Origin of the sequence: Campylobacter sp. LR264d, from assembly GCF_008633895.1 — a bacterium.
Taxonomy (GTDB): Bacteria; Campylobacterota; Campylobacteria; order Campylobacterales; family Campylobacteraceae; genus Campylobacter_D.
The window spans coordinates 107,088-124,016 of the sequence record NZ_VJNT01000021.1 but is presented as its reverse complement, the minus strand read 5'-3'; the positions used below and the strand labels follow the sequence as shown (position 1 = coordinate 124,016).

At 31.8% G+C, this 16,929-nt stretch carries 18 protein-coding genes; 17 read left to right on the top strand and 1 reads right to left on the bottom strand.

Going from position 1 to position 16,929, the window contains the following annotated elements:
* Window positions 1-2: 2 nt before the first annotated feature.
* Window positions 3-167, top strand: coding sequence for a highly acidic protein (locus FMM56_RS05395; protein WP_150140574.1), 165 nt, complete (start codon window positions 3-5; stop codon window positions 165-167).
* Between the two features lie 10 nt (window positions 168-177).
* Complete coding sequence (locus FMM56_RS05390) at window positions 178-1,476, top strand: MFS transporter (RefSeq protein WP_150207965.1); 1,299 nt, start codon at window positions 178-180, stop codon at window positions 1,474-1,476.
* On the opposite strand, the gene dnaG is transcribed toward FMM56_RS05390, so the two are convergent.
* Window positions 1,460-3,250 carry a DNA primase gene (gene dnaG, locus FMM56_RS05385; RefSeq protein WP_150207963.1) on the bottom strand — a complete coding sequence of 597 codons (1,791 nt, stop codon included), beginning with the start codon at window positions 3,248-3,250 and terminating at the stop codon, window positions 1,460-1,462. The two genes, FMM56_RS05390 and dnaG, sit on opposite strands and share 17 nt — an antisense overlap.
* Window positions 3,251-3,329: 79 nt before the next feature.
* On the opposite strand from dnaG, the gene FMM56_RS05380 reads away from it, so the two are divergent.
* From FMM56_RS05380 to FMM56_RS05310, 15 genes are all read left to right on the top strand, one after another.
* Window positions 3,330-4,295, top strand: coding sequence for a tetratricopeptide repeat protein (locus tag FMM56_RS05380; protein ID WP_150207961.1), 966 nt, complete (start codon window positions 3,330-3,332; stop codon window positions 4,293-4,295).
* Complete coding sequence (gene rnhA / locus FMM56_RS05375) at window positions 4,282-4,719, top strand: ribonuclease HI (RefSeq protein WP_150140582.1); 438 nt, start codon at window positions 4,282-4,284, stop codon at window positions 4,717-4,719. Before FMM56_RS05380 ends, rnhA begins: the two co-directional genes overlap by 14 nt.
* A complete protein-coding gene (rnc, locus tag FMM56_RS05370; RefSeq protein WP_150207959.1) occupies window positions 4,712-5,389 on the top strand; it encodes a ribonuclease III in 678 nt (225 codons plus the stop codon). The genes rnhA and rnc overlap by 8 nt, the downstream gene beginning before the upstream one ends.
* Window positions 5,389-6,477: a chorismate synthase gene (gene aroC, locus FMM56_RS05365; RefSeq protein WP_150207957.1), complete on the top strand. Its 1,089-nt coding sequence runs from the start codon at window positions 5,389-5,391 to the stop codon at window positions 6,475-6,477. Before rnc ends, aroC begins: the two co-directional genes overlap by 1 nt.
* A 68-nt stretch (window positions 6,478-6,545) precedes the next feature.
* On the top strand, window positions 6,546-6,809 hold the full coding sequence (gene rpsT / locus FMM56_RS05360; RefSeq protein ID WP_150140588.1) for a 30S ribosomal protein S20: 264 nt from the start codon (window positions 6,546-6,548) through the stop codon (window positions 6,807-6,809).
* 6 nt (window positions 6,810-6,815) lie between these two features.
* Window positions 6,816-7,883 (top strand): peptide chain release factor 1, encoded by a 1,068-nt coding sequence (gene prfA, locus FMM56_RS05355; RefSeq protein ID WP_150140590.1) that lies wholly within the window; start codon window positions 6,816-6,818, stop codon window positions 7,881-7,883.
* Window positions 7,876-8,994, top strand: coding sequence for a lipid-A-disaccharide synthase (gene lpxB, locus FMM56_RS05350; RefSeq protein ID WP_150140592.1), 1,119 nt, complete (start codon window positions 7,876-7,878; stop codon window positions 8,992-8,994). Before prfA ends, lpxB begins: the two co-directional genes overlap by 8 nt.
* A 3-nt stretch (window positions 8,995-8,997) precedes the next feature.
* Complete coding sequence (greA, locus tag FMM56_RS05345) at window positions 8,998-9,483, top strand: transcription elongation factor GreA (RefSeq protein WP_150140594.1); 486 nt, start codon at window positions 8,998-9,000, stop codon at window positions 9,481-9,483.
* A 1-nt stretch (window position 9,484) separates the two neighbouring features.
* The gene (locus FMM56_RS05340; protein WP_411675311.1) at window positions 9,485-10,231 is read left to right on the top strand and encodes a metallophosphoesterase; all 747 of its coding nucleotides are present in this window, start codon (window positions 9,485-9,487) and stop codon (window positions 10,229-10,231) included.
* Window positions 10,224-11,180 (top strand): chemotaxis protein, encoded by a 957-nt coding sequence (locus FMM56_RS05335; RefSeq protein WP_150140596.1) that lies wholly within the window; start codon window positions 10,224-10,226, stop codon window positions 11,178-11,180. Before FMM56_RS05340 ends, FMM56_RS05335 begins: the two co-directional genes overlap by 8 nt.
* 3 nt (window positions 11,181-11,183) lie before the next feature.
* Window positions 11,184-13,514, top strand: a complete 2,331-nt coding sequence (locus FMM56_RS05330; RefSeq protein WP_150140598.1) for a chemotaxis protein CheW — start codon at window positions 11,184-11,186, stop codon at window positions 13,512-13,514.
* Between the two features lie 4 nt (window positions 13,515-13,518).
* Entirely contained in the window at window positions 13,519-14,037 is a 519-nt protein-coding gene (locus FMM56_RS05325) for a chemotaxis protein CheW (protein WP_150140600.1), read from the top strand.
* The gene (gene serB / locus FMM56_RS05320) at window positions 14,037-14,663 is read left to right on the top strand and encodes a phosphoserine phosphatase SerB (protein WP_150140602.1); all 627 of its coding nucleotides are present in this window, start codon (window positions 14,037-14,039) and stop codon (window positions 14,661-14,663) included. Before FMM56_RS05325 ends, serB begins: the two co-directional genes overlap by 1 nt.
* Entirely contained in the window at window positions 14,660-15,610 is a 951-nt protein-coding gene (locus FMM56_RS05315; RefSeq protein ID WP_150140603.1) for a transaldolase, read from the top strand. The genes serB and FMM56_RS05315 overlap by 4 nt, the downstream gene beginning before the upstream one ends.
* A gap of 10 nt (window positions 15,611-15,620) precedes the next feature.
* Window positions 15,621-16,928: a TolC family protein gene (locus FMM56_RS05310; protein ID WP_150140605.1), complete on the top strand. Its 1,308-nt coding sequence runs from the start codon at window positions 15,621-15,623 to the stop codon at window positions 16,926-16,928.
* Window position 16,929 lies beyond the last annotated feature (1 nt).

Below are 16,929 nucleotides of genomic sequence, written 5' to 3'. Positions count from 1 at the left end.
TTATGGCTTATGATGATGATGAAATTTTTGATGATGAGAATTTGGATGATATAGAAGACAATGAAGATAACGAAGATTATGAAAAGTCTTATAGGCATAATTACGATGATGATGATTATAGCTACGACGATGATGATGAGAGCGATGATTTTTATGAAATGGACTAAAAAAAGTTAAATGCGTAATTTAGGCAAAGGAGATATTAAAATTCTAGCCCTTTCCTCGCTTGGTGGGACCTTAGAATTTTATGATTTTATTATCTTTGTATTTTTTGCAGAGTACATTTCTAGCAATTTTTTTCCAGCAAATTTAAGCGATTTTTGGAAAATGTTTAATACATATGGAATCTTTGCTGCAGGTTATTTAGCAAGGCCAATTGGTGGCATAGTAATGGCACATTTTGGCGATAAATTTGGTCGTAAAAATATGTTTATGCTAAGCATTTTATTAATGGTTATTCCTACCTTTTGTTTAGCCTTTGTACCAAATTTTCAAAGTATAGGCTTTGCTTGTATTATTTGCTTAGTGCTTATTCGTATCTTTCAAGGCATAGCAATAGGAGGAGAATTACCAGGTGCTTGGGTCTTTACCTTTGAACACGCACAAAAACATTTAAAACACACATATTTAGGCATTTTAACCGCTGCCGTGGTGGGTGGAATTTTGCTTGGGAGCTTAGTTTTTTTGATTATGAATTTTTTATTTTCTCAAAATGAGCTTTTTGAATGGGCTTGGAGAGTGCCCTTTTTTCTAGGTGGAATTTTTGGCATAATCTCTGTTTATTTGAGAAAATTTTTAAGCGAAACGCCTATTTTTGAAGAGATGAAAAAAAGAGGGGAATTAGAAAAATTCCCACTTAAAGAAGTGATTAAAAGGGCAAAACTAGGGGTTTTAACCTCTATGCTAATAACCTGGGTATTAACAGGCTGCATAGTTGTTTTAATCTTACTTTTACCAAGTTATATAGCCCAACTTTTACACATTAGCAAAGTCGAACAAACATATTTGCAAATGTTAGCCATTGTAGTTATTGCAAGTTCTTGCGTAGTAGTTGGAATTTTAAGCGATAAAATAGGTATTTTTAAAACTAGCCTTATTTTTTCTATATGCTTTCTTGGTGTTTGTCTTGTATTTTTTAACGCACTTTATAGCTTAAATCCTATCTTTTATGTAGTTTGCATTCTTTATTTACTGGCTTGTTTTTGTGCTGGCATTATGAATTTATGCCCTAGTATAATGAGCGAGGTTTTTGATGCAAGTATTAAATTTTCAGGTCTTTCCTTTGCTTATAATATAGCTTATGCAATATCAGGAGGTTTTACCCCTCAACTTGCTTATTTCTTACATGATATAGCTATAAAAAATATGGATAATATTTTAAGCTTAGCCCTTGGGGCGTACATGCTTTTAATAGCCTTAATTTCTATTGTTTCTGCCTTTTTATATCTAAAATGTAAGATTAAAACGGCCCGCTAGTTTCGTTGTTTAAATTCCTTAAATCATCAATGTTAATATGAATTTGTTTAAGCACTTTTTTTAAGGATAGGCAAAATTGTTCTAAATTTGCTAAATTTTCTTCGTTTTTTATAAGGTTTAAAAAATCAAATAAAAACTCACAAAGTTCATTTTCATTTAATTCTTTTTTGAATTTAATTAAATTTTTATCCAAAAGATTAAGAATTTGTTTTTTTAAAATAAGTAAGGGTTCTTTTACTAAAATGCTATTAAAAAAGCTTAAATTTACCTTGAAAATGCCTATTAAATAGGTGGCATAATTATTCAAATTTCTAAAATTTTGAAGTCCAAATTCCCTTATTTCGCTATCATTTTCATCCATATTTTGCAAGATTTTAAGCAATAAATTTTTATGCTTAAAAAAGTTTATATCGCTTATTTGATTAAAATCTTCTCTTGCTTTTTGAGATTTTTGTAAAAAAGAAAATACTTCAAATTCTGCTAAATTTTTATTATCATAGCTTTGAATTTCAACGCTTTTACTCTTTCTTTGTCTTTTGCTAAGCTTAACTATATCTTTATTTACCCCAAGAAGTTGAGCCACTAAATTCTCGTAAGAATTTGCTATTAACTGACCTAATAAAAAGGTATAATTTTGCACGCTTTCCAAGGCCTTTTGTTTTTCAAAGCTTGAATTTAAAGGTCTGTTAAGCAACATTCTTATATAAAATTCCACTATATCAATGCCATTATCTAAAAAATCATAAAGCATTTTTTCTTGTTTGTTTGCTACTAATTCCGCTGGGTCCTTGCCCCCTTGCAATAAAACTACCTTGCCATCAATCTCATTAGTACTTAGCAAAAATGCCGATTTCATAGCTGCATTAATACCTGCTGTATCATTATCAAAGCATAAAATCACTCTTGCCTCGTGTCTTTTTATGAGTGGTAAATGATGCTGGGTAAGTGCAGTCCCTAGCACAGCAACTGTGTTTTTAAACCCAGCCTTATGCATACAAATAGCATCCATGTAACCCTCACAAATTATCATTTCTTTTTTTTTGTTAATCTCATCCTTTGCAAGATTAAAGGCATAAAAAATTCTTGACTTATCAAATAAGATGCTTTGAGGGGAATTTACATATTTTGCTAAATTTGCACTATTTAAACTTCTACCTCCAAAACCAACCAAAAGTCCCTTATAATCATATATAGGGAAGATAATTCTTTTTATAAAACTTGCATAAAGTTCTTTTTCATTTTTTTTTATAATGCCAACCTTTAAGGCATCATCAAGTTCTATTTTTTCATTATTTAAAAGCCTTAAATTTTCTTCATTACTAGGTGAAAAACCTAGTTCAAATTTGCTTATATCCTCATCTTTTAAACCCCTATCATAAAGATAATGTAAGGCCTCTCTATTAAGGGTTAATTTATGTTTGTAAAAGGCGTTAAAGATAGGTAAAATTTGTTTTAAGTTATTGTTATTAAAGCCTCTTTCATTTGTGTAAGTTAGTGTAAAATTGCTTAAATTTGCTATCTTTTCCACGGCCTCGTTAAAATCAACTTTTTCAAATTCCATTACAAATTTAAAGGCATCCCCACCTGCCTTACAAGCAAAGCAATGATAAAAGCCCTTTTGTACATTTATATGCAAACTTGGATTTTTATCACTATGAAAGGGGCATATACACACAAAACTAGCCCCCTGTTTTCTTACTTCAATATAATGTGAGATAATATCAACAATGTCAAGTTTTTGTTTTAAATCTTCTATGCTTGATTTTGCTATCATTTTATAAACCTCGTTAAAATTATACAAAGATTTAGACACTATTTAGCTATAATTGCAAAAAATTTAAAAAAGTTAGGATATGGATTTTTTCTTTGTAGAGTATAGAGACCCTTTGGTTGGCTTGATTTTACTTACCATTTTAATTTTAGTTGTTGCCTTGTCGCATTTTATATGGAAAATTTTTGCTTCAAAGGATGAAGAAGAAAGGCTTGGAAGATTTATTAAAAAATTTGAATTAGACACAGCACACCAAGATTTATTAAGAAGTAACGCCCTAAGTATAAGTAATTTAATCTTTTTAGCTGATATTTTTACAAAAAGTGGCGAATTTGAAAAGGCTACGCAAATTTATTTAATAAGCCTTGAAAAAACAAAGGATAAAAACGAGCAAGAAATGATTTTTCTATCACTTGCAAAGGTTTATTTTAAGGCTGGTTTTTTAGAAAGAAGCAAGGAAGTTTTATTAAATGCTTTAAAAATTCGCCCACGAAATATTGAAGCCTTGAAATTATTAAAGATTGTTTATTTAAGACTTAGAATGTATAAGGAAAATTTAGAACTTTTAGAATGCTTATTTGAGTTAGGCATTGACATAAAGGATGAACAAGAATTTTTTAAGGCCCTAATTATTGAAGCAACTAGTTTAAATCCAAGCAAGGAAGCCTTTTTACATTTAAATTATCAAAACAATACCATGCTTAAAAGGTGGCTTTTTGAAAAATATAAACTTTATTTAGAACAAGATTTTGAAAGTATTATAGACTTACTTTATAAAAATAATAGCTATTTACAAACAAAGGATTTTAATTTTGAGGAATTTTTTTATGCCTTGAATTTAAGCGATAAAGAAGTAGTTTTTAAGGACTCAAATTTAAAAATGTTGCATATTTTAAACACTCACAATTTTAAGGCAAGACTTGAATTTTCTTATCTTTGCTTAGAATGTAAAAGTATTTTGCCTTTGTTTTTTTATCATTGTCCTATGTGTTATGAATTTAATAAATGTAAGATAATTTGCGAGGTTAAAAACGATGAAAGAGATTGAACTTTATACTGATGGGTCTTGCTTAGATAATCCAGGCTTTGGTGGCTGGGCCTTTATACTTAGATATAATGGCCATGAAAGGATTGAAAGTGGAGCACAAAAGGATACTACAAATAATAGAATGGAACTTTTAGCTATAATTAAAGCACTTCAGGTGTTAAAAGAACCTTGCAAAATTTCTTTATTTACTGATTCAAATTTAATGGTACAAAGCATTAACGAATGGCTTAAAAACTGGGTCAAAACTGATTTTAAAGATAAAAAAAATGTGGATTTGTGGAAAGAATACTTAAATTTAGCAAAAAATCATAAAATCAAGGCCTTTTGGGTAAAAGCACACAATAATCACGAAGAAAATGAAAAATGTGATAAATTAGCAAGAAATGCAGCCTTAAAATTAAAAAAGGAAGTTTTAAATGCCTAGTAAAAACGATATTTTAGAACAAAATTTAAATTATATTTTCAAAGATAAAAATCTACTTCGCCACGCCTTAACGCATAAAAGTTGCAAGAAAGATTATAATAACGAAAGGCTTGAGTTTTTAGGCGATGCGGTGCTTGCTTTAGTTGTTGGTGAGTTTTTATTTGATAAGTTTAAAAAAAATGCAGAAGGGGATTTGACAAAATTAAGAGCAGCCCTAGTTAGCGAAAAATCCTTTGCAAAACTAGCTAATAGCATAAATTTAGGGGATTTTATATTAATGAGCGAGGCAGAGGAAAAAAATGGAGGTAAAAAAAAGCCTTCAATACTTTCTGATGCCTTTGAGGCTGTTTTTGGAGCTATGTTTTTAGACGCTGGCTTTGAAAAAACAAAGATTATAGCTAAGAAGTTAATAGAATTAAATTATCCAAAGATTGATGCTAAAAATTTATTAAGGGACTATAAGACAAAATTACAAGAACTAACACAAGGAGTAATGGGACAAACGCCTGTTTATGAGCTTTTGCGTAGCTTTGGACCCGATCATTTAAAGCAGTTTGAAATAGCCTTAAAATTAGATGGAAAAGAGATGGCAAGGGCTATTGCAGGAAGTAAAAAAGAGGCCCAGCAAATGGCAGCAAAGCTTACCTTGGAAAAATTAAAGGAAAAATAATGAATACTTTTGGTACAAGATTAAAATTTACAAGCTTTGGAGAATCGCATGGTAAGGCCATTGGTTGCGTGATTGATGGAATGCCAGCAGGGATTAAATTTGATTATGAGTTTTTGCAAAATGAACTTAATAAAAGAAGAGGAGGGCTTAATAAATTTTCAACGCCTAGAAAGGAAAACGATAGGGCTGAGGTGTTAAGTGGGGTTTTTGAAGATTATACCACAGGAACGCCTATTGCCATAATAATTTTTAATGAAAATCAACATAGCAAGGATTATGAAAATATTAAAAATTTGTTTCGCCCAGGACATGCTGATTTTACCTATTTTCATAAATTTGGGATAAGAGATTATAAAGGAGGAGGTAGGACAAGTGCTAGAGAAACAGCTGTAAGGGTTGCAGGTGGGGCAGTTTGTGCTATGCTTTTAAGGGAATTTAATATAAGTGTTGAAAGTGGAGTTTTTGGGGTAGGTAGTATTAAAAGCAAGTTAAAAGAAAGCGAATTTGATTTTAATCTTGCAAAAGAAAGTGAAATTTTTGCCCTTGATAAAGACTTAGAAGAAGAATTTAAGACTGAAATTTTAAGGGCAAAAAATGCTAAGGATAGCGTCGGGGCTAGTGTTTTTACAAGGGCTTTAAATGTACCTATAGGACTTGGAGAAACACTTTATGATAAGCTTGATAGTAAATTAGCTCATGCACTTATGGGGATAAATGCTGTAAAGGCTGTTGAAATAGGCGATGGCATAGAGGTAAGTTCTAATTTTGGTTCGCAAAATAACGATGAATTAAGAAATAATCATTTTTTAAGCAATCACGCAGGAGGAATTTTAGGTGGGCTTTCAAATGGCAATACAATCACGCTTAAAAGTCATTTTAAGCCAACTCCGTCCATTTTTTTAAAACAACAAAGTATGGATATTAATAGGGAAAATGTTATTTGCGAGTTAAAAGGAAGGCATGACCCTTGCGTTGGGGTGAGGGGTAGCGTAGTTTGTACGGCTATGGTTCGTTTAGTTTTGGCTGATTGCTTACTTTTAAATTCAAGTTCAAGGATAGAAAATTTAAAAAAGATTTATAATTTATAGTCTTAATTAAATTTTAATTTATATCTTTGTATAATCTGCATCTAATTTTATTTTTAAGGAATTTTTTAATGGCAAATCATAAATCTGCTGAAAAAAGAGCAAGACAAACGATTAAAAAAACTGAGAGAAATAGATTTTATCGTACTAGGTTAAAAAATATTACAAAGGCTGTTAGAGAAGCTACTAATAATAACGACAAAGAAGCGGCCACACAAGCTCTAAAAGTAGCTAATAAAAGCATTCACGCTATGGTAAGTCGTGGATTTTTAAAAAAAGAAACTGCATCTCGTAGGGTAAGTCGTTTAGCCCTTTTAGTTAATAAACTTTCATAATCCTTAATGCTAGCAAATAAACTCAAACCTTTTTTACAACGTTATGAAGAACTTGGCGTTCTTCTTAGCGACTCAAATATCCTTAGCGATATTAGTAAAATGACTACTCTTTCTAAAGAACAAAAAAATTTAGAACCCATAGCTATAAAGGCAAAACTCTATCTTAAAACCTTACAAGATATAGAAGAAAATAAGGTATTGCTAGAAGATGCTGAATTTAGCGATATAGCAAAGGACGAATTAAAAAGCTTGGACGAACTTAAAAATACGCTTGAATATGAGCTTAAAATTTTGCTACTTCCAAAGGATGAAAATGATGATAGGAATATTTTTTTAGAACTTAGGGCTGGTACTGGTGGGGACGAGGCCTCTTTGTTTGTGGGGGATTTATTTAAGGCCTATGCAAGATATGCTGAACTTCGTGGCTATAAGCTTGAAATTATTTCTCAAAGCGAGGGAAGTGCTGGTGGTTTTAAAGAAATTATTTTACTAGTAAAGGGCGTTGGAGCTTATTCTAGGTTTAAATTTGAAGGGGGGACTCATAGGGTACAAAGGGTCCCTCAAACTGAATCACAGGGCAGGGTTCATACCTCTGCAATCACGGTTGCTATTATGCCAGAGGTTGATGATATAGAGATTGAGATTAACCCAAATGACTTACAAATTGATGTTATGCGTTCTTCTGGTCATGGGGGGCAAAGTGTTAATACTACTGATTCTGCTGTGAGAATTACTCATATTCCAAGTGGTTTAGTAGTGGTTAATCAAGATGGCAAATCTCAACACAAAAATAAAGAAAATGCTATGAAGGTTTTAAAAGCTAGGCTTTATGAATTGCAAAATAGCGAAAAACTTGCACAAGAACGAGACGCTAGGAAATCGCAAGTTGGAAGTGGGGATAGAAGTGAGCGAATTCGCACCTATAATTTTCCACAAAATAGAATCAGTGACCATCGCATAAATTTAACCCTTTATCGTTTAGATACTATTATGGAAAATGGCAACTTTGATGAGATAATAGAGCCCTTAATCGCTCATTTTCAAGCCCTTGCCTTACAAGAACAAAATGTCTAAAAAAAAATTCCTTGTTTGTGCTTTAGAAGCATCTGCAAATTTACATTTAAAAGAACTTTTAAACGCGTATAAAAACAGCTATGGGGAATTTGAATTATATGGAATTTTTGATGAAAAATTATGTGATGAATTTAAGCTAGAAAACAAGCCTTTTTATAGTTCGCATGAATTTAGTGCTATGGGTTTTGTTGAAATTTTACCCTTAATTTTTAAGGCAAAAATGGCTATTAAAAAACTTGTAAGTTTTATCTTAGAATATGAAAAAAATCTTAGCTTAAATTGTGTTTTGTTTATTGACTCACCAGCCTTTAATATACCACTTGCAAAGGCTTTAAAAAAAGCAAATTCAAAGACAAAGCGAATTTATTATATATTGCCTCAGGTTTGGGCTTGGAAAAAGGGAAGAATTCCTATTATAGAGTCTCATTTTGATAAGCTAGCCTCAATACTACCCTTTGATAATCAATTTTTTTCAAAAAGTACCTATGTGGGTCACCCTCTTTTAGATGAGATAAAAGACATTAAAAGCGACAAGGATAAAGAAAATTTACTTGCAAAAAAGGATGATGAAAAGATTATAGCCTTTTTGCCAGGGTCTAGAAATTCAGAAATTAAACGTTTAATGCCTATTTTTAAGGATTTAGCTAGAAATTTCAAAGGAACAAAACTTCTTTGCGTACCAGAATTTAAGCTAAATAAGCTTGAAATTTATGGAGATATTAGTGGTTTTAATGTAGTTTACAATACCCCACAAGTGCTAAAAAAAGCCGATTTTGCCTTTATTTGCAGTGGCACGGCTACCCTTGAGGCAGCTTTAATACAAACGCCTTTTGTATTAGCTTACAAGGCAAAGGTCTTGGATATTTTTTTAGCAAGATGCTTTGTAAAGCTTAATTATATAGGCTTGGCAAATATATTTTGTACCTTTGCAAATAAGGGCGTGGTGCACCCTGAATTTATACAAGAAAGTGTAAATGTAAAAAATTTATATTCAGCCTATCTTAAATATGATTATAAAGATTTTTTTGATAAAGTTTCATTTTTAAAAGAGTATTTAAAATTTGGTAGTGCGTCAAATTTGGCAAAAATGCTTAATGGAGTTAAAGGATAGATAATGAAAAAAGAACCTATGAGTCAATTTGGTTACGATAAAGTAGTAAGTGAGCTAGAAGATTTAAAGACAAATCAACGTCCACAAGTGGTTAAGGAAATTGATACCGCAAGAAGTCATGGTGATTTAAAAGAAAATGCTGAATACCACGCAGCAAGAGAAAAACAAGGCTTGATTGAAGGTAGAATCAAAGAACTTTCTCATATTTTATCAACCGCTCAAGTAATTGACCCTGGAAGTTATGAACATGATAAGGTAAAATTTGGTTCAACTGTTGTTATAATGGACTTAAATACAGAAAAAGAAAGCAAATATACCCTAGTTGGAATTTGCGAAGGAAATTTAGAAAAAGGCTATATTTCCATTGCTTCTCCTATTGCTAGGGCTATGCTTGGTAAGGAAGAAGGCGATGAATTTAAGGTTGTTTTACCTAAGGGTGAGAGTGAATTTGAGATAGTTTCTATAAGTTATGAGCCTTTAAAGTTTTAATTTGCAAGAAATTGTCTTAAAAAAGGGTGCTTTTTTAGTAGCTGATGCACATGAAAATACACAAAGAAAGGGATTTTGGGAATTTTTACAAGCCTTAAAAACTGATAAATTACATACCACTCAACTTATATTAATGGGCGATATCTTTGATGTCTTAGTTGGCGAAATAAAGGCATCTTGGGAATTTGCAAAGCCTTATATTAATCTACTTGAAGAACTTTGCGACAAAATGGAGATTGTTTACATAGAGGGCAATCATGATTTTAATCTTTCTTCCTTATTTAAAAGGGTTAAAATTTTTAGCATAAAGGACCAACCTATCAAGGCTATTTTGCATATAAGTAAAGTTAAAAAAGAAGAAATTTTTCTAGCACACGGGGACATTTTTTTAAATCCATTTGTACAATTTATCTTAAAACAGTTAAGAAATCATACTTTACTAAGCTTTTTAAACATATTTAACGAATTTAGCAAACACATATTTTTTGATAAAATTCTAATAAAACAAAGGGAAAAAAACCTTTTTTATAAGATAGAAAATTTTAAAAATTTAGCACAAAAAAGATATTTAAAATATGGAGTTTCAGGCATTTGGGTAGTAGAAGGGCATTATCATCAAAATTTTATTTTAAAGGAAAAAGAATATAAATATTTTAATCTTTCTACTTTTGCACATAAGAGAAGTTTTTTTGTAGTAGAATATAACCAAGAAATTAAATTTCAAGAACAGAAGGTGTCAAATGTTTGATGAGCAAATCGTGAAAACGGGTTCGAATGAAATGGAGCTTGTCGATTTTCGTATCTTTAAGCAAAGTGCTGACAAGGTGTATGAAGGAATTTATGGGATCAATGTTTCTAAAGTAAGAGAAATCATTAAAATTCCAACCTTGACAGAACTTCCGGGCGTTCCAGACTATATAGAAGGGATTTTTGACCTTCGTGGCGTGGTGATTCCTGTTGTTAATCTTGCTAAATGGATGCAAATCACTGAGCCAGAAAGTGCTACCTTAAAACCTAGGGTAATTATTACTGAATTTAGCAATATACTAATAGGCTTTATAGTGCATGAAGCTAAAAGAATTCGTAGAATTAACTGGAAAGATATAGAACCAGCAAGTTTTTCTACAGGTTCAGGTGCACTTGATAAGGGTAAAATAACAGGTGTTACTCGCATTGAAGATGATGAGGTTTTACTTATTTTAGACCTTGAAAGTGTGGTTGAGGATTTAGGAATTTATACGCCTAAAACCGAAGTAGAATACGATAAGATAGAAAAATTTAGTGGACTTACCCTTATCCTTGATGATAGCTTAACAGCTAGAAAACGTGTAAGGGATATGATGCAAAAAATGGGTCTTCAAGTTATCGAGGCAAAGGATGGCGTAGAAGGGATTAATAAATTAGAAGAATTAAGTCAAATTTATGGTGATTCTTTAACTGATAATTTAAGGATAATTATAAGTGATGTTGAAATGCCACAAATGGACGGCTTTCACTTTGCAGCAAGGATTAAAGAAGATGCAAGATTTAAGAATATTCCTATAGTCTTTAATTCTTCTTTATCAAATGAATTTATGAATGAGAAAGGCGTTCAAGAAGCAGGAGGAGAAGGTTATTTGGTTAAATTTAATGCAAGTAGCTTTTTCAATGAAATTTCTCGCATCTTGAAAAAAAGCCAAACTCAAACACAGGGGTAAAAAATGGAAGATATGCAAGAAATACTAGAAGACTTTTTGGTCGAGGCTTTTGAACTAGTTGAGCAAATCGACCATGATTTAGTGGATTTGGAAAATAGTCCGGAGGATTTAGAGTTATTAAATAGAATTTTCCGTGTTGCACATACAGTTAAGGGTTCATCAAGCTTTTTAAATTTTGATGTTTTAACTAAATTAACTCACCATATGGAAGATGTTTTAAATAAAGCAAGACATGGGGATTTAAAAATAACACCTGATATTATGGATGTGGTTTTAGAATCAGTTGATAAGATGAAAACCTTATTAAATTCTATACGCGATAATGGTAGTGATACAGCTATTGGAATGGATATAGAACCAATTTGTACTAGACTTACTGCTATTTCAGAAGGAGAAGAAATTCCTGGTAAAGAAGAAGTTGCACCTGCATCAGAAGCTCCTAAAGAAGAAGTTAAAAAAGAAGAAGTTAAAAAAGAAGAAAATCCTGCTACAAGCAATGAAGAAGAAGTTGATGTTAATCAGTTAAGTGATTCAGAAGTTGAAGCAGAGATTGAAAGACTTTTAAAGGTTAGAAAGGCAGAAGACCAAGCAAGACGTGAAAGGAAAAAAAGCGAGGCTACGTCTAAGCCAGCTACTCCTAAACCTACACCACAAGTAAAGGCAAGTGGGGCTGATGATAAAAAGGTACCTGCTTCAGGTGGGGGTTCTGGTTCGATGGATCAAACCATACGCGTTGAGGTAAAAAGGCTTGACCATTTAATGAATTTGGTTGGAGAGCTTGTTTTAGGCAAGAATCGCTTGATAAAAATTTATGATGATACTGAAGAAAGATATGAGGGTGAGAAATTCCTTGAAGAATTAAATCAAGTAGTAGCAAGTTTAAGTACTATTACTACTGATGTACAACTTGCTGTTATGAAAACAAGAATGCAGCCTGTTGCTAAGGTATTTAATAAATTCCCTCGTGTTGTACGTGATTTAAGCCGTGAGCTTGGAAAGCAAATAGAACTTGAAATTTCAGGTGAAGAAACTGAGCTTGATAAGTCAATTATCGAAGAAATAGGCGACCCTATTATGCACATGATTAGAAATTCTTGCGACCATGGGGTTGAAGAACCTGCTACTCGTTTAGCAAATGGCAAACCTGAAAGAGGCGTTGTTCAACTTAGGGCATATAATGAAGGTAATCATATCATTATAGAAATTACTGATGATGGTAAGGGACTTGATGCAACAGCTCTTAAAATGAAGGCTATGGAAAAGAATTTGATTACCGAAAAAGAAGCTGATCAGATGAATGATAAAGAAGCCTTTGCTTTAGTATTTAAGCCTGGTTTTTCAACAGCTGTTAAGGTGACAAATGTTTCTGGACGTGGTGTTGGAATGGATGTTGTAAAAACAAATATTGAAAAGCTTAATGGAACCATTGAGATTGATAGTGAGGTTGGAAAGGGAAGTATATTTAAACTTAGAATTCCACTTACCTTAGCTATTATTCAATCCTTGCTTGTTGGAACTCAAGAAGAATATTATGCTATTCCATTAAGCAGTGTTGTAGAAACCGTGCGTGTGCCTGTTGATGATATTTATACTATTGAGGGTAAGAACGTATTGCGTCTAAGAGATGAGGTGCTTTCTCTTGTTAGACTTTCTGATGTATTTGGCGTTAAACAAGTGCTTGAAAGCGAGGATAAAACTTATGTTGTAGTTGTAGCTATTGCTGAAAATAAGCTTGGAATTATCGTTGATACCTTGGTGGGTCAAGAAGAAATCGTTATTAAGTCAATGGGTGATTACTTGCAAAATATTAGAGGTATTGCAGGGGCTACAATGAGAGGTGATGGTAGAATTACCTTAATCGTAGATATAGCTGCCATGATGGATATAGCCAAAGAAATTAAGGTAGATATTAAGGCACAAATTGAATCAAATGCTAAGAAGCCAAAAGAAAAACCAGCAGATTACAAGGTGTTAGTAGTTGACGATTCTAAGATGGATAGAACTTTAATGCAAAAGGCTTTAGAACCACTTGGCATTAGTTTGATTGAAGCAACTAACGGCGTTGAGGCCTTAAATGTTATTAAATCAGGCGAACATGATATTGATGCTGTGTTAATTGATATTGAAATGCCTAAGATGGATGGTTATACCTTGGCTGGTGAGATTAGAAAATATTCTAAATATCGTTACTTACCATTGATTGCAGTTACTTCAAGGACAAGTAAAACTGATAGATTAAGAGGTGTTGAAGTTGGTATGACAGAATATATTACTAAACCTTATTCTCCTGAATATTTGGAAAATGTGGTTAGAAAAAATTTGAAATTAGGATAAGACAATGGCAAATGAAAAATTAGAACAAATTTTGCAAAAGCAAAAGTCTCAAATTGTAGGTCCTACAGAGCAAGGAGATGATGATATTGTCCAACTTGTAGGCTTTATTGTTGGTGATGAAGAATATGCTATTCCTATCTTAAATATACAAGAGATTATTAAGCCTATTGAATATACTAGGGTTCCCGGGGTCCCTAGCTATGTTTTGGGCGTTTTTAATATGCGTGGTAATGTAATGCCTTTGGTTGACTTAGCACAACGTTTTAATCTTGGTACTTCTAAGATTACTTCACAAACTCGTTATATAGTGCTTAGAGGTGATACTACCTCAATAGGCATTAGAGGAAGTGCTGGTTTTGTTATAGATAGACTAACAGAGGCTATTAAAATTCATAAAAGCAGGATTGACCCGCCACCTGAAACTTTACTTAGGGATAAGGGTATGATATATGGTATCGGTAAAAGAGATGATAGCATACTTACAATTTTAAAGGTAGAAGCTTTATTAAAGCGTGAGTTTTAATGATAAAGCTTTGTGTTTTTGATTTTGACTCTACCTTAATGGATGGCGAAACTATAGATATTTTCGCCGGTGCCTATGGAGTGGGTGATGAGGTAAAACTTATCACTCATAAGGCAATGAATGGTGAATTTGACTTTTTTGAAAGTCTTACAAAGAGGGTTTCTTTATTAAAGGGAATGCCTTATGAAAAGGTGCTTGAACTTGGGCAGAATTTGCCTTTAATGAATGGGGCAAATGAACTTCTTGCGTATTTAACTTCTAAAAATATTTTAAGCTTAGTTTTAAGTGGTGGCTTTCACGAAGGAATTGACCCTGCTATGAAAAAATTAAATTTTAATCTTGGCTTTGCAAATTATTTACACCATAAAGATGGCTTTTTAACAGGTCTTGTTGGTGGTGAGATGATGTTTTCAAATTCAAAGGGTTTAATGATTAGGGCTATGAAAAATTTTTTAAAATTAAATTCTAGCGAGGTAGCTTGTGTGGGCGATGGGGCAAATGATTTAGCAATGTTTGAAGAGTGTGGTTTAAAAATAGCCTTTTGTGCAAAGGCCATACTTAAAGAAAAGGCTGATATTTGCGTAGACAATAAAGATTTAAAAGAATTAATAAGGCTTATAAAATGAGTAAATTTTCTTTGTGGTGTGATTTTATAGAACATAGTTTTTTAGATAATGAATTTTTAAACTTGTTAAATAGGGGGATTAATGGGGCTACTTCAAATCCTGCTATTTTTAAACAAGCCATTTTAAATTCGAGCATTTATAAGGATAAAATAGCAAAATCAAAGGTAAAAAAGGCAAAGGAACTTTATGAAGAACTTGCCATTGCTGATATTAAAAAGGCGGCCGATAAACTAGCTTATAAATTTTTTCAAAATGATGATGGCTTTATAAGTTTGGAGATTGACCCAAGATTGCATGATAATACAAGTTTGAGTTTAGCCGAGGCAAAACGTTTATATAGCGTGATTGCAAAAGATAATGTAATGATGAAAATTCCAGCTACTAAAAATAGCTACGAGGTTATGTATGAACTTATGAAAATAGGCATTAATGTCAATGCTACCTTGATATTTTCAACAAAACAATGCCAAGAATGCTTTGACGCGCTAAATTTAGGCTTAAAAGAATTTCGCAAACAAAATCCAAGATTAAGAGCCCCACAAGGAGTTATAAGTATTTTTGTAAGTCGCTTTGATAGACTTTTAAAAAATGATAAAATAGGCATTTTAAACGCGAATTTAGCTTATAATTTAATTGAAAGAAATAAAGAATCAAATATTAGGGCACTTTTTGCTAGTACAGGTGTTAAGGGTGATGATTTAGCTAAGGATTATTATATTAAAGAATTGCTTTTTGATAATGCTATAAATACTGCCCCACTTGAAAGCATTCATGCCTTTAAGGGTGAATTTAATTTTAAAAAGCCTTTGTATAATGATGAACTTTACAAGGAATTAAATTTATTAATTAGCCCTGACAAAAAAGAAGAAGTAGATAAATTTTTACTTGATGATGGCTTAAATCAATTTTGCTTGGCCTTTGAGGATATTTTAAAAGCACTTTGGTAATTTTTTTTTTATGATAAGATTATTTTTACTTTGTTTATGTGTGCCTTTTTTTGCTAGTGAGTTTGAAAATTTAAGCCTTGAAACTTGCATTCAAAAAGCAAGGGTATATTATCCTTTACATAAAAATACTGCACTGCTTGAACAAGCCCTTAATCTTAGCCTTGATAAAATCAATCTTACCTTCGTGCCTCGCCTTAAATTTACAGGCAAATTTACTCATCAAAATGAAGTAACTGATGCTAGATTTTTAGGGGTTAGTAGCCCACTATATGAACCAATTGATAAAACTCAATATCAAGTTGCAGCTGAACTTTCCTTGCCTATAATTGACTCAGGAAGTGCATGGGCAAATAAGGCATTGCAAAGGGCATCAAATGCTGTTTCAAAGGCAAGTGTGCAAAATGAGCTTTATAAGGTGCAAGAAAGTGTTATAAATGCCTTTTTTAGTTCTTTATTGTTTGATGAACAATTAAAACAAAATGAAATTTATATTAATGATTTGCAAAAAGATTATGAAAATATGCTTTCAAGGTATAAAAATGGCGTTGCTTTAAAGGATAATGTGGATAAAATTTCAATAGAACTTTTAAACGCAAAGCAAGATAAGCAGAATTTGCAAAGTCAAAAAGATATCGCAAATGATACCCTAAGCCGTCTTATAGGCTTAAAAGATTTTAATTTAGAAATACCTAGTTTTGAAAATTGTAAGGAAGAACTTTTTAAATTTGAGTTTGATTTTGAAAATTCAAGGGGTAATATTTTTAGCAAAAGACCTGAGCTTGATTATTTTTATCTAAGAAAAGAAGAAGCACAAACTCAAAAAAAACTTGAACTTTCTAAAAGTTTGCCCTATGTTGATGCCTTTGTACAAGGAGGGTATGGAAATCCTGGTCTTAATATGCTAAAAAATGGGACCGATAGTTTTTATATAGTAGGACTTAGATTTACTTGGGATTTTAGCAATCTTTACTCAAAATATCAACAAGATGAGTTAATTCGCAAAGAACAACTTCAAATAGGCTCACTAGAAGATGAATTTTATTTAAATGCTAAAATTTCCTTAAATTCAAATATCAAAACAGCCAAAAGCCTTATTTTTCAACTTAGCCAAGATGATGAAATAATAGCTTTGCAAGAAAAAATCGTATTAAATTCTAAGGCAAAATTTTTAAATGGAGTTTTAAGCATTAATGATTTTTTAAGCGATGTTAATCAATTTTATATTGCTAAACTTCAAAGAAGTTATAGGCAAATTCAATTTTTATCTATTATTTATCAAATAAAACAGCTTGTAAATGAGTGGAATTTAAGGAATTAAA